This is a genomic window from Streptomyces beigongshangae (assembly GCF_019710745.1).
GTDB classification, from domain to species: Bacteria; Actinomycetota; Actinomycetes; order Streptomycetales; family Streptomycetaceae; genus Streptomyces; species Streptomyces beigongshangae.
On sequence record NZ_JAHKJW010000020.1, the window covers coordinates 26,265 to 39,358 of the forward strand.

The window sequence follows — 13,094 nt, forward strand, 5'->3', positions numbered from 1 at the left end:
GGGAGCTAGGTTGTTGCCCATCGTTGACGCGACTCTCCAGGGGGAGAACCCATGCCCGGTGACGCTCTCAGCCAGGACCCGGCCGAGCTGAGAAGGAGGATCGACACCACCAGGGCGCACCCCGCCCGGGTCTACGACGTCTTCCTCGGGGGCAAGGACAACTACCCGGTGGACCGGGCCGCGGCCGCCGCGGCCCTGGCCGCCAACCCGCGCGGCTACCTCGACGTCCGGCACAACCGCGACTTCCTGCGCCGCGCCGTGAACACGCTGACCGGCGAAGAGGGCATCCGGCAGTACCTGGACATCGGCACCGGGCTGCCGACCCAGGAGAACGTGCACCAGATCGCCCAGCGCATCGCCCCCGACTCCCGGGTCGTGTACGTCGACAACGACCCGGTCGTGCTCGCCCACGCGCGCGCCCTGCTCACCAGCGGGCCGCAGGGCGCCACCGACTACATCGACGCCGACCTGGAGAACCCGGCCCAGATCCTCGAAGGCGCCGCGAAGACCCTGGACTTCGACCGGCCGGTCGCCCTCGCCCTGGTGGCGATCCTGCACTTCGTCGAGGACGGGCGGGCGTACCCGATCGTGCGCGAGCTGATCGACGCGCTGGCCCCGGGCAGCCGGCTCGTGCTCAGCCACCTCACCGAGGACCTCAACCCGGAGAACGTCCGCGCGGTCCAGCGGACGTACACCGAGCGGGGCTTCACCTTCGTGCTGCGCACGAGGGCGGAGGTCGAGCGGTTCCTCACCGAGAACGGGCTGGAGATCGACGAGCCCGGCGTGGTCCCCGCACACCACTGGCGGCCCGACCACGCGGCGCCCGTGCCCGAACTGCCCGAGCGGGGCTACCTCGACGGTCTCGACGACATCGAGAAGGTGCGCTACCGGGACATCAACGACGTGACGGACGCGGACATCAACGTGTACGCGGTCACCGGCCGCAAGCCCTGAGCCCCGGGCCCCGCGTCGGGTCCTGAGCCAGGTCCTGAGTGAGGTCCTGAGTCGGGTCAGTCCCAGCGGAAGGTCCAGGAGCGTGCGCCGAGCACCTCGTGCTCGGCGTACGCCCGCAGGGAGGCGTGGCCGCCCCCTGTCATGGCGTCCGGGCAGAACGCGTAGTGCTCGGCGGCCGTCGCCGCCGCCTCGGCCGGGGTCCGGGGCGGTGCCGCGACGGAGACGACCAGCCGGTCGGCGGCCAGCGCCACGACCCGGGCGCCGAAGCGGTCCTCCCAGGAGCGCAGGACCGCGCACAGCTCCGCCACGTCGTCCGTCAGGTCGGCCGGTCCGCACCAGCCGATCGCCGCCGGTATGTCCGCGCTGCGGCGGGCCGGGACGAGCGCGAGCCGCACCCCCTCCAGCGGGCCCGCACCGCCGGTCAGGGCGTCCGCCACCTCGGCCGCCCGCACGTCCGGGTCGGCGTCCGGGGTCCCCGCCGGGGCGAGGCCCGGCCAGTCGGTGTCCTGCTCCCGTGTCGCGTACTCCTCCCAGAGCTCGCCCAGCACCTCGTCGGCGTCGTGGTCGCCCGGGTAGGAGGCCAGGTCCGGATCCAGTCCCCACTTGTCCGGACGGGGTTCGCCGTCCCCGCCCCCGCCGACCAGGACCGGATACAGGCCGGCCGTGCGGCGCGCGGGCGCCAGCCGCAGCCAGTCGCCCGGCGCCGCCGGTCCGTCGGCGAGCCACAGCAGCGGCTCGTCCCAGGGGCCCTCGACCGTCGTGTCGAGCAGGGCGCCGGGCGGGAGGTCGAGACCGAGCGAGCGGCCGGCCGGGTCGGCCGCGAGCTTCGGCAGCTGGTTCGGAAGTGTCGCCATGCCCGAGACTCTAGGGCCCGCCACTGACAACGCCTCCGGGGTCCGCGGGCGCCGTCCGTCAGTCGGTGCCGAACCAGGTCTGCGCGAGCGAGTCCAGCGTCGGCCGCGGGGGCGGGGGCAGCATGCCCAGGTACGAGCGGAGGTTGCTGTAGACGTGCAGCAGCGTGTACGCCATGAGGGTGTGCGGGTCGAACGGCGGGCGCCCGTACGCCTCGTAGAACCGCTTCAGCAGCCGCGGCCGCCCGCACGAGACGAAGAGGCCGACGCTCACGAAGTCGTAGGCCGGGTCGCCGACCATCGCGGGCTCGAAGTCGAACAGGCCCGTCAGACGCCAGGTGTCCGGGTCCACGGTCAGGTGCTGGCGCATGAACTCGGTGTGCAGCAGCACCCGCCGGGCCGGGGCGGCCAGGGGCACCGAGCCGAGGAACCACGGGATCTGGTCGAGCCACGCCTCGGACAGTCCGCTCTCGCGCTGCTGCTCCACCGCGTTCGCGCGCTGCGCGTCGACGAACAGGTTCCAGTCGGCCGGGCCGATCACACCCGCGAGCGGCGCGGGACTCAGCGCGTGCAGCGCCGCGAGCGTCTCCCCGGCCTCCGTGACGAGCCGGTCCTGCTCCGCCGCCGGGATCCGCGGCCACGCCTCGGCGAGGCTCTCGCCGGGCAGCCGGGACATCAGGACGAAGGACCAGCCGTTCTTGTACGCGCCGGCCGAGTGCAGCTGCGGGGTCGGCACGGGCAGCCTGCCGTACACATGGGCGAGCATCCGCTCCTCGCGCCTGGCGTCGAGCTTCTCGAAGGCGGGGAACAGCTTCAGTACGTGCGCGGCACCGATGGCGTACACCGGCAGTGAGCCCTCGATGTAGCGGACCATGGGCTTGGGGACCAGGCCGAGGCGTTCGCACAGGTCCGCGACGGCGGGCCGCAGCAGGGCCTCGTCACGGACGACGTCGTCCAGCTCCTCGCCGGTCTCAACGAGTGGCAGCATGACGGGCGGACACCCTCCGGACGGCCTGCGGCGCAGCCTGCGGGGCGGGGAAGGGCGGTGCGGTGCTCATGGCGCTCCCAGCGTGCGGATCGGCAGGGCTCGTGGATCCCCGGAGCCGGGGTCGGCGGCCCTGCCGCACCGCATCATGGGGGGTGCGCTCCGGGACCTCAACCTCTGGCCAAGGTTCCGCGTCGCACACACACGGCAGCCCTTCACCCGAACGGGTGAAGGGCTGCCGTGTGCCGGACGGTGCGGCCCGGACTCAGAGGCGGTCGGGTGTCCTGATGCCGAGCAGGGCCATGCCCTGGTGGAGCGTGCGGGCCGTCAGGTCGACGAGGAACAGCCTGTTCTCGACGACCTCCTTCGGGTTCGCGTCGCTCAGCACCTGGCACTGGTCGTAGAACGTCGTCAGGTGGGACGCCAGCTGGTAGAGGTACGCGGCCAGCTTGTGCGGCTCGTACCCCGTGGCCACGTCCAGGACCAGCTCGCCGAACTGGTCCAGGTGCAGCCCCAGCGCACGCTCCGCCGGGGCCAGCGCCAGCTCCGGGTGGGCCTGCGGACGCGCGTCCCCGGCCTTGCGGAGGATCGACTGGACACGGGCGTACGCGTACTGGAGGTACACGCTGGTGTCGCCGTTCAGCGACACCATCTGGTCCAGGTCGAACTTGTAGTCCCGGACGGCGGACGTGGAGAGGTCCGCGTACTTCACGGCGCCGACCCCGACGAACCGGCCGTTCTCGGCGATCTCCTCCTCGCTCAGGCCCACCTTCCCGGCCTTCTCCCGGACCACCGCCGTGGCACGGTCGATCGCCTCGTCCAGGAGGTCCACCAGCCGGACCGTCTCGCCCTCACGCGTCTTGAACGGCTTGCCGTCCTTGCCGAGGACCGTGCCGAAGGCGAGCTGCCGCGCCGTGGTCTCCCCGTCCAGCCAGCCCGCCCTGCGCGCCGTCTCGAAGACCATCTTGAAGTGCAGGGACTGGCGGGCGTCGACCACGTACAGGAGCGTGTCCGCCTTCAGGTCGAGGACGCGGTTCCTGATCGCGGAGAGGTCGGTGGCCGCGTAGCCGTAGCCGCCGTCGGACTTCTTCACGATCAGCGGGACCGGGTTGCCGTCCGGGCCCTTGACGTCGTCGAAGAACACGCACAGCGCGCCCTCGGACCACTGCGCCACACCGCTCTCCTCAAGGAGGCGGCACGTCTCGTCCAGCATGTCGTTGTAGCCGGACTCGCCGACGATGTCCGCGTCCCGGATCTCCATGTCCAGCTTCTCGAAGACCGAGAAGAAGTAGACCTTCGACTCGTCCACGAACCGCTGCCAGGTGGCGAGGGTGGCCGGGTCGCCGGCCTGGAGGTCGACCACCCTGCGGCGGGCCCGCGTCTTGAACTCCTCGTCGGAGTCGAAGTGCGTCCGCGCGGCCTTGTAGAGGCGGTTCAGGTTGGACATCGCCTCCTCGCCGGTCCCGGTGCCCCCGGCGCCTTCAGCGCCCTCGGTGCCTTCGGTGTCTTCGGGGGTCCTGCGGTCCAGCTCGTGCGGGTGCTCGTCCAGGTACTGGATGAGCATGCCGAACTGGGTGCCCCAGTCGCCGATGTGGTGCCGCCTGACGACGGTCTCGCCGGCGAACTCCAGGATCCGCATCACGGCGTCGCCGATCACGGCGGAACGCAGGTGCCCTACGTGCATCTCCTTCGCCACGTTCGGCTGGGCGTAGTCGATGACCGTGGTGCCGGGGCGGTCGAGCAGCGGCACGCCGAGGCGCTCCGCCGGGTCCGTGGCGCGGGCCGCGAGGGTCTCGGTGATCGCGCGGTCGGTGACCGTGACGTTCAGGAAGCCGGGGCCGGAGACCTCGATCTCCCCGATCAGGTCGCCCTTGACGACGCGGTCGACGACCTGCGCCGCGAGGTCCCTGGGGTTGGCCTTCGCCTTCTTCGCCAGGGCGAGGATCCCGTTGGCCTGGAAGTCGGCCCGGTCGCTGCGTCGCAGCAGCGGGTCCGCGTCCGCGGTCTCCGGCAGGGCTGCCGTGAGCGCGGCCGTCAGGCGCTGGTGGACGTGGGCGGTGAGGGACGTGACCGAGGCCATTTCAGTGGGTGCCGTTCTCCTCGTGGGTATGGATCAGCCCAGTATCCCACGGTGGGCAAAGGGATTTTTCGCCCCCGCCGCCCTCGCCCTTCCCCTCCCCGGCCCCCTCCCTGGGGGTCGCGCCCCGGACCCCCCTGTCGCGCCACGCGCTCGTCCCCGAGCGCCGGACGGGCCGCGAACCGGCCCGTCCGGCGCTCGGGGAAAGCCGTTTTCGTGGATGCGGCCGGAGCTGGGAGAATAAAGGGGTCAGCCGTGCGCACCGTGCCGCCGCGGCCCATGACACCCCCGAGGAAAGAAGGACGTGCCGATCGTGGCTCAGAGCACCGAGACCACCGACTGGGTCTCCCGTTTCGCGGATGAGGTCATCGAGGAGTCGGAGCGCCGGGCCCCGGGCGCGAAGACATCGGTCGCCACCGCTCCGGTCATCGTCGTCGCGTCCGGGCTGTCCCCCTCCGGCCCCATCCACCTCGGCAACCTGCGCGAGGTCATGACCCCGCACCTGGTCGCCGACGAGATCCGGCGCCGCGGACACGAGGTCAGGCACCTGATCTCGTGGGACGACTACGACCGCTACCGGAAGGTGCCGAACGGTGTCCCCGGCACCGACGCGTCCTGGGCCGAGCACATCGGCAGGCCCCTGACCTCCGTACCCGCCCCGGCGGGCTCCCCGTACCCGAACTGGGCCGAGCACTTCAAGGCCGCCATGGTCGAGGCGCTCGCGGAGCTGGGCGTCGAGTTCGACGGGATCAGCCAGACCGAGCAGTACACGTCCGGCGTCTACCGCGAGCAGATCCTGCACGCGATGAGGCACCGCGGTGACATCGACGCGATCCTCGACCAGTACCGCACCAAGAAGGCCCCCGCGAAGAAGCAGGGCCAGAAGCCCGTCGACGAGGCCGAGCTGGAGGCCGCCGAGGGGTCCGGCGCGGCGGCCGAGGACGACGGCACCGGCTCCGCCGGGTACTTCCCGTACAAGCCCTACTGCGGCGGCTGCGGCAAGGACTTCACCACGGTCACGGCCTACGACGACGACACCACCGAGCTGACGTACACCTGCACGGAGTGCGCCTTCTCGGAGACCGTCCGGCTCAGCGAATTCAACCGCGGCAAGCTGGTCTGGAAGGTCGACTGGCCGATGCGCTGGGCGTACGAGGGCGTCGTCTTCGAGCCCAGCGGGGTCGACCACTCGTCCCCCGGGTCGAGCTTCCAGGTCGGCGGGCAGATCGTCGGGAGCGTCTTCGGCGGCAAGCAGCCCATCGGGCCCATGTACGCCTTCGTGGGGATCTCCGGGATGGCGAAGATGTCGTCCTCCAAGGGGGGCGTGCCCACACCCGGTGACGCGCTGAAGATCATGGAGCCGCAGCTCCTGCGCTGGCTCTACGCCCGCCGCCGGCCCAACCAGTCGTTCAAGATCGCCTTCGACCAGGAGATCCAGCGCCTCTACGACGAGTGGGACAAGCTGGAGGGCAAGGTCGCCGACGGTTCCGCCCTGCCGGGGGACGTGGCCGCGCACTCGCGCGCCGTCGGCACCGCCACCGGCGAACTGCCGAGGACGCCCCGGCCGATGGCCTACCGCACCCTCGCCTCCGTCGCCGACATCACCGCGGGCGCCGAGGACCAGACCCTGCGCATCCTCAGCGAGCTCGATCCCGCGCACCCGCTCGCGTCGCTCGACGACGTCCGGCCGCGGCTCGACAGGGCGGAGGCATGGATCAACACCCAGGTCCCGGCCGACCAGCGGACCGTCGTCCGGGAGGAGGCCGACGCCGAGCTCCTCGCGTCCCTCGACGACCAGGGCCGCGCATCACTGCGGCTGCTGCTCGACGGCCTCGACACGCACTGGTCGCTGGACGGGCTCACCCACCTCGTGTACGGCGTCCCGAAGGTCCAGGCCGGCTTCTCCGCCGACGCCGGACCCAGGGAACTCCCGCCGGAGATCAAGGTCGCCCAGCGCACGTTCTTCGCGCTGCTCTACCACCTGCTGGTGGGCCGGGACACCGGCCCGCGCCTGCCCACGCTGCTCCTCGCGGTGGGGCAGGAACGGGTGCGGAAGCTGCTCGGCGCGTAGGGGGTGGGCGCGTAGAGGGCGGGCACGGCCCTCACCGGCCCGTACGTGAAGGGGGCGCCCGGAGGTCTCCGGGCGCCCCCTTCGCGTAGGCGCGTATGCGAAAGCGCAGGCGCCTGCGCTTTCACGTACGCGCCTGCGCTTTCGCGTACGCGCCTACGCGATGTGGTCCTCCTCCAGCTCCACGGCGTGCCGGTTCGCGAAGCGCGCGACCAGCCGCTTGGCCTCCTGCTCGGACATGTCGACGCGGAACTCCGACTCGACGTCGGCGCCGAACTCGCGCGGAGTCGGGTAGCTGCCGTTGATCGACCGCTTGAAGAGCTGGTAGAACGATTCCTCGTCCGGCTCCTGGACCGGGGTGCCGCCGCCCTCGCCGAGCTGACGGGTGCGGTTGGGGCCCGACGGGATCGGGAAGGTGCCCGTGTCCTCCGGGGAGGGCTCCCGCTCCTCGTACTCCTCCAGCACCTGTCCGTCCGGCCGGCCGTTCCGGGACGCGCGGCGCTGCTCGGCCTCGTACTGGGCCTGCTGCGCCTCGTACTGCGCCCACATCGGGTCGTCGGGCACGTACGTCGGGTCGTAGCCGCCCTCGTAGACGACCTCCTGGTGCGGGGGAGCGAACCACGGGCTGAACTCCGGTTCAGGCTCCGGCTCCTCCTCCCGCTCCCGTTCCCGCTCCTGGTCCTGGTCCTGGTAGTGCGGGTGGTCCGGCCGGTCCTGCTCCCGGGCCCACTCCTCCTCCGTGACGGAACGGCGGTCCTCCTGCCGCTCCGGACGCCGCCGGCCGTCGTGAGACTCCGCGGGGCCCACCCGAGGCGGGACGGCGACCGCACCGGCCGTGGACGCGGGCACCTCGGCGCGCTCCAGCTCCAGCTCGGTCTGCGGCCGGGGGGCCGGGGGCAGCAGCGCGGGCTCGATGCCCGCCGCCGCCAGACCGGAGGGGGCCGTCTCCGCCAGCGGCACGCCGTAACGGGCCAGCCGCAGCGGCATCAGGGACTCCACCGGTGCCTTGCGGCGCCAGGAGCGGCCGAAGCGCGAACGCAGCCGCGCCTGGTAGACGAGACGTTCCTGCTCCAGCTTGATGACCTGCTCGTAGGAGCGCAGCTCCCACAGCTTCATCCGGCGCCACAGCAGGAACGTGGGGAGCGGGGAGAGCAGCCAGCGGGTGAGGCGCACGCCCTCCATGTGCTTGTCGGCCGTGATGTCCGCGATCCGGCCGATCGCGTGCCGGGCCGCCTCCACGGAGACCACGAACAGGATCGGGATGACCGCGTGCATACCGACGCCCAGCGGGTCCGGCCAGGCGGCCGCGCCGTTGAACGCGATCGTCGCCGCCGTCAGCAGCCACGCCGTCTGGCGCAGCAACGGGAACGGGATCCTGATCCAGGTGAGGAGCAGGTCGAGCGAGAGCAGGACGCAGATGCCCGCGTCGATGCCGATCGGGAACACGTAACTGAAGTTCCCGAAGCCCTTCTCCAGGGCGAGTTCGCGTACCGCCGCGTAGGAACCGGCGAAGCCGATCGCTGCGATGACGACCGCTCCGAAGACGACCACCCCGATGAGGATCCGGTGCGTCTTGGTGAGCTGCATAGGCGCGGCCACCCGTACTCCCCTCCCATTACGACCTGTTGCGCGCAACAGAGTGGCACATGTGTACGGGGCGTGGACGCCCGGTACGGCCGAAGCCCGGCCCGGTACGGGTGGAGCCCGGCCTCCGTCGGGGCCGGGCTCCGTCGAACGTCCTGGTGGGGGCCACGAGTTCGCGACAGCGATGACCGGGCCCCCGGCGTCAGCCCTTGGCGAGGTCCGAGCCCTGGCCGGACGCCTCGTCGACACTGGCGCTGGCGCTGTCGGTGGGGCCGGCGCTGGAACCGGTGCTCGCGCCGCCGTCCCCGTTCCCGTCGCCCTCGTTCCCGCCGCCCTTGTTCGCGGCGACGACCGCCTGCACGGCCTCCTTCGCGGCCTTCTGCGCCGCCTTCGACAGGTCGGCCGCCTTCGGGGAGTCGTCACCCGCCAGACCCGCGCCGTTGTAGTCGACCGTCACGACGACGTTCTCGACCCGCGTCACCAGCGTCTGCTGCTTGAAGGTGCCTTCCTTCTTCTTCAGCTCGTACGTCACCAGCGTCGCCTCGTTGCCCGTCCCGGACACCGGCTTCGACTCGGCGTTCTTCGCCTCCTCGACCGCACGCGCGTCCGCGGCGTGCTTCGTGTAGTACTCCGAGGCCAGCTTCTCGCCCGTGCCGCGGGTCTGGTCCGACTCGAAACGCAGCAGGGACACGTTCAGCCAGCGGAACTGCGAGCCCTCCACACCGTTGTTGTCGAGGCTGTCCCAGGAGCAGCTGCCGCGCGTGGCGACGTCGTCCGACGTGCCCTCCTTGCCGGACTCGGTGCCCTCCGGGACCAGCTCCTTCAACGTCTTCGACGAGAACACCTTGCACGGCTCGGGCAGCTTCGCGTACGCCGCCTCCTTCACCACCGGGTCCGCCTCCTCGGTGGCCGAGGACGACGCCGAGGCGCTCGTGTCCTTCTTCGCCTCGTCGCCGGAGCCGTCACCGGAGTCCGAGGAGCAGCCGGAGGCGACGAGCATCACCGGGACCGCGGCCGCCCCGGCCAGGATGCGGGCGAGTCGCTTGCGGTGTCCCTGTACGGATCGGTGCATGGTTCCTTCACTCAAGACGCTCGGGTGTACGTGCGAACGGCCACGGTAGCCCGAACGGGACAGGTGCGGCTCGGGTTCCGCCGAGGCCGGACGTCCCGCCGGACGCCCCTAATCGCTGAACGTCCCGGCCAGCCGGCTCGCCAGCTTCCGCGCCCTGTCCTGCATTTCCTCGCTGCTCGGGATGTCCGTGGTGGTCGCCGGCTGCTCGTCGTACTGGATGGTCACGACGACGTTGGACGTGCGGAACACCACAGTCACCGTCCGCTGCTTGGAGTCGGTCAGGGCGTCGTCGAGGAAGGCCGCGTCACCCAGCCCGTCGAGTGTCCGGGGCTGGAGGGCGGCCGACGGGGAGCCCGGGGTGCCGGTCACGTCGGAGTCCGGCGAAGCCGACGTGCCGGACGATCCGGGTTCGGAGGAACCGGGACGGGGGGAGCTGGATCCGGAAGGGCTGGTCGAGCCGGATGAATCGGGCGAGTCGGGTGAGTCGGGTGAATCAGAGGTTTTTGATGATTCCGATGATTCCGATGATTCTGCTGAGTCGGGCGAGGCGGATGAGGGAGGTGTCGACGCGGCCGGCTCCGGGAGGTCCGCCGCCTCCTCCTTCTTCGCGTAGATGTCGCTCGCGCGGTCGTCGTCGCTGACCGCGTTGTCGTACGACACCACGCGCTCGAAGTCCACCAGCAGATGGTCCGTCGCGGTCGCCGACTCCGCCTTCCAGCGGCAGCCGACCTTCCGGTCCGTGTCGTACGTGACCGTCGCCGTCCCCTCGTACGTCCTCTCGCGCCGCTCCTCGTCCGTCAGCTGCCGGATGCCGGGCAGCAGCGAGTCCAGCGTGCTGCGGGACACCGCGCCGCAGGGTTCGGGGAGGGTGCGGTACCTGCCGGGCTGCGGTGCGGCGGCCGCCGTCGCCGTGTCGCCCGACTTCGCGTCGTCCTCGTCGCCGTCGTCCGGCGATCCACCGGTGCAGCCCGCCAGCAGTACCGCCAGGAGCGCGGCGACGCCGGGTACGTACGCCTTCCGCTGCACGGAGGGCTCCTCTCGACGGGCCGCGGAACTGCTCGCGACCAGGGTGTCCTGTGGTTATTCGGTTGCCGCGCGGGGGCGGGCCCTGGAGACAATGTGTATCGCACGCACTGCCGTGGATGCCGGTCCGTTGTCCTGAACGTTGGCCTTGGCGCCGGTTTTGCGTTTCACGACTTCTGTTGGTTTCGCGGGGGAATGAGGACGATATGTCGTACGTGGAAGTGCCGGGGGCGAAGGTTCCGATCCGTATGTGGGCGGACCCGGCGTCGGTGGAGGACGGCGCGATGCAGCAGCTGCGCAACGTCGCCACGCTGCCCTGGATCAAGGGCCTGGCCGTCATGCCGGACGTGCACTACGGGAAGGGCGCGACGGTCGGGTCGGTCATCGCGATGCGGGGCGCGGTGTGCCCCGCGGCGGTCGGGGTGGACATCGGCTGCGGCATGTCCGCGGTCAAGACCTCCCTGACGGCCAACGACCTGCCGGGCGACCTGTCCCGGCTGCGCACGAAGGTCGAGCAGGCGATCCCGGTGGGGCGGGGCATGCACGACAGCCCCGTCGACCCGGGCCGCTTCCACGGCCTCGCGACCGGCGGGTGGGACGACTTCTGGGGGCGTTTCGACGGAGTGGCGGAAGCGGTCAAATTCCGTCAGGAGCGCGCCACGAAGCAGATGGGAACGCTCGGATCGGGAAACCACTTCGTCGAAGTCTGTCTGAGCGAGGACGGTTCGGTCTGGCTCATGCTGCACTCCGGATCCCGGAACATCGGCAAGGAACTGGCCGAGCACCACATCGGCATCGCGCAGAACCTCCCGCACAACCAGGGCCTGATAGACCGCGACCTCGCCGTCTTCGTCGCGGACACCCCGCAGATGGCGGCGTACCGCAACGACCTCTTCTGGGCGCAGGAGTACGCCAGGTACAACCGCACGCTCATGATGGCGCTGCTCAAGGACGTGATCCGCAAGGAGTTCAAGAAGGCGGGGCCGACCTTCGAACCCGAGATCAGCGCCCACCACAACTACGTGGCGGAGGAGCGGTACGAGGGGATGGACCTGCTGGTCACCCGCAAGGGCGCGATCCGCGCGGGCTCCGGCGAGTACGGCATCATCCCGGGCTCGATGGGCACCGGCTCGTACATCGTGAAGGGCCTCGGCAACGAGAAGGCGTTCAACTCGGCCTCGCACGGGGCGGGCCGGCGGATGAGCCGCAACGCCGCCAAGCGCCGCTTCTCGACCAAGGACCTGGAGGAGCAGACGCGGGGCGTGGAGTGCCGCAAGGACTCCGGCGTGGTGGACGAGATCCCGGCCGCGTACAAGCCGATCGAGCAGGTCATCGACCAGCAGCGGGACCTGGTCGAGGTCGTGGCGAAGCTGAAGCAGGTCGTCTGTGTGAAGGGCTGACGGAAGCCGCCGCGGCTCTTCCTCCTGCGGCCCCGCAGCCCTTCAGCCCCGCAGCCCCGCGGCCTCCTACAGCTCCCGGTGGACCTTCGTGTTGGACGCCTGGGCCCGGGGACGTACGACCAGGAGGTCGATGTTGACGTGGGAGGGGCGGGTGACCGTCCAGGTGATCGTGTCGGCGACGTCCTCGGCGGTGAGGGGCTCGGCCACCCCCGCGTAGACCTTCGCCGCCTTCTCGGCGTCGCCGCCGAAGCGGGTCAGCGCGAACTCGTCGGTCCTGACCATGCCGGGGGCGATCTCGACGACCCGCACCGGTGTGCCGACGATCTCCAGGCGGAGGGTCTCGGCGAGGACGTGTTCGGCGTGCTTGGCGGCCACGTAGCCGCCGCCGCCCTCGTAGGTGCCGTGGCCCGCGGTCGAGGAGACGACGACCACCGTGCCGTCGCCGGACGCGGTCAGCGCGGGGAGGAGGGCCTGGGTGACGTTGAGCGTGCCGATGACGTTCGTCTCGTACATCTGGCGCCACTGCGCCGGGTCGCCGGACGCGACCGGGTCGGCGCCGAGCGCGCCGCCCGCGTTGTTGACCAGGACGCCGATCTTCCTGAAAGCCGTCGCGAACTCGTCGACCGCCGCGCGGTCGGTGACGTCCAGCGCGTACGCCGTCGCCTGGCCGCCCGCCGCGGTGATCTCCTCCGCGAGTGCCTCGATGCGGTCCTTGCGGCGGGCGGTGAGGACCACCCGGTAGCCCGCGGCCGCCAGCTGCCGGGCCGTCGCGGCGCCGATCCCGCTGCTCGCGCCGGTGACGACGGCGATACGGGAGGCGGGGGAGGGTGCGGCGCTCGCGGCGGATCCGGCGGGTGCGGCGGCGGTCATGGGGCTGCTCCTCGGGGGAGGGCGCGGGCGCGACGGCCTGCCACCGCGCCTCGCTCGTACGGTCGATTGCTTCACCGGCCAGGATAGGCGGGCGCGCGAGAAGAGGTCCGGGGCGTCGACGATGTCTCTGGTGTCGACGATGCCTCTGGTGTCGCGGCATGGGTGGCCGTTCCCGGACCGCAGGACGGGGCACCGGCAATCCCTGGACGA

10 protein-coding genes are annotated in these 13,094 nt (G+C 71.4%); 3 read left to right on the forward strand and 7 right to left on the reverse strand.

Annotation, left to right across the window (positions count from 1 at the left end; genetic code table 11):
- Window positions 1–51: 51 nt before the first annotated feature.
- Window positions 52–954 carry an SAM-dependent methyltransferase gene (locus KM933_RS17545; RefSeq protein WP_221353188.1) on the forward strand — a complete coding sequence of 301 codons (903 nt, stop codon included), beginning with the start codon at window positions 52–54 and terminating at the stop codon, window positions 952–954.
- A 56-nt stretch (window positions 955–1,010) separates the two neighbouring features.
- On the opposite strand, the gene KM933_RS17550 is transcribed toward KM933_RS17545, so the two are convergent.
- The 3 genes from KM933_RS17550 to argS form a co-directional block, all read right to left on the reverse strand.
- Window positions 1,011–1,808 carry a DUF4253 domain-containing protein gene (locus KM933_RS17550; RefSeq protein WP_221353190.1) on the reverse strand — a complete coding sequence of 266 codons (798 nt, stop codon included), beginning with the start codon at window positions 1,806–1,808 and terminating at the stop codon, window positions 1,011–1,013.
- A gap of 58 nt (window positions 1,809–1,866) precedes the next feature.
- Window positions 1,867–2,793, reverse strand: a complete 927-nt coding sequence (locus tag KM933_RS17555) for a phosphotransferase family protein (protein WP_221353192.1) — start codon at window positions 2,791–2,793, stop codon at window positions 1,867–1,869.
- A 262-nt stretch (window positions 2,794–3,055) separates the two neighbouring features.
- Window positions 3,056–4,870: an arginine--tRNA ligase gene (argS, locus tag KM933_RS17560; protein ID WP_221353194.1), complete on the reverse strand. Its 1,815-nt coding sequence runs from the start codon at window positions 4,868–4,870 to the stop codon at window positions 3,056–3,058.
- Between the two features lie 301 nt (window positions 4,871–5,171).
- Between argS and lysS the strand changes: the two genes are divergently transcribed.
- Complete coding sequence (lysS, locus tag KM933_RS17565; protein ID WP_221353196.1) at window positions 5,172–6,938, forward strand: lysine--tRNA ligase; 1,767 nt, start codon at window positions 5,172–5,174, stop codon at window positions 6,936–6,938.
- Window positions 6,939–7,091: 153 nt separating this feature from the next.
- Here the strand turns inward: lysS and KM933_RS17570 are convergent, their stop codons facing one another.
- The 3 genes from KM933_RS17570 to KM933_RS17580 form a co-directional block, all read right to left on the reverse strand.
- On the reverse strand, window positions 7,092–8,534 hold the full coding sequence (locus KM933_RS17570) for a DUF2637 domain-containing protein (protein ID WP_308013436.1): 1,443 nt from the start codon (window positions 8,532–8,534) through the stop codon (window positions 7,092–7,094).
- A 187-nt stretch (window positions 8,535–8,721) separates the two neighbouring features.
- On the reverse strand, window positions 8,722–9,591 hold the full coding sequence (locus tag KM933_RS17575; RefSeq protein WP_221353198.1) for a DUF3558 family protein: 870 nt from the start codon (window positions 9,589–9,591) through the stop codon (window positions 8,722–8,724).
- A gap of 108 nt (window positions 9,592–9,699) precedes the next feature.
- A complete protein-coding gene (locus tag KM933_RS17580) occupies window positions 9,700–10,617 on the reverse strand; it encodes a DUF3558 domain-containing protein (RefSeq protein WP_221353200.1) in 918 nt (305 codons plus the stop codon).
- 203 nt (window positions 10,618–10,820) lie between these two features.
- Here KM933_RS17580 and KM933_RS17585 point away from each other — a divergent pair, with 203 nt between their 5' ends.
- On the forward strand, window positions 10,821–12,014 hold the full coding sequence (locus KM933_RS17585) for an RtcB family protein (protein ID WP_221353202.1): 1,194 nt from the start codon (window positions 10,821–10,823) through the stop codon (window positions 12,012–12,014).
- Window positions 12,015–12,080: 66 nt separating this feature from the next.
- Here the strand turns inward: KM933_RS17585 and KM933_RS17590 are convergent, their stop codons facing one another.
- Complete coding sequence (locus tag KM933_RS17590; RefSeq protein WP_221353204.1) at window positions 12,081–12,884, reverse strand: SDR family NAD(P)-dependent oxidoreductase; 804 nt, start codon at window positions 12,882–12,884, stop codon at window positions 12,081–12,083.
- Window positions 12,885–13,094 lie beyond the last annotated feature (210 nt).

What these genes read in the sequence shown, in the direction of transcription:
- KM933_RS17545 (WP_221353188.1), top strand. Translation starts at nt 52, where the DNA reads ATGCCCGGTGACGCTCTCAGCCAGGACCCGGCCGAGCTGAGAAGGAGG.
- KM933_RS17550 (WP_221353190.1), bottom strand. Translation starts at nt 1,808, where the DNA reads ATGGCGACACTTCCGAACCAGCTGCCGAAGCTCGCGGCCGACCCGGCC.
- KM933_RS17555 (WP_221353192.1), bottom strand. Translation starts at nt 2,793, where the DNA reads ATGCTGCCACTCGTTGAGACCGGCGAGGAGCTGGACGACGTCGTCCGT.
- argS (WP_221353194.1), bottom strand. Translation starts at nt 4,870, where the DNA reads ATGGCCTCGGTCACGTCCCTCACCGCCCACGTCCACCAGCGCCTGACG.
- KM933_RS17575 (WP_221353198.1), bottom strand. Translation starts at nt 9,591, where the DNA reads ATGCACCGATCCGTACAGGGACACCGCAAGCGACTCGCCCGCATCCTG.
- KM933_RS17585 (WP_221353202.1), top strand. Translation starts at nt 10,821, where the DNA reads ATGTCGTACGTGGAAGTGCCGGGGGCGAAGGTTCCGATCCGTATGTGG.
- KM933_RS17590 (WP_221353204.1), bottom strand. Translation starts at nt 12,884, where the DNA reads ATGACCGCCGCCGCACCCGCCGGATCCGCCGCGAGCGCCGCACCCTCC.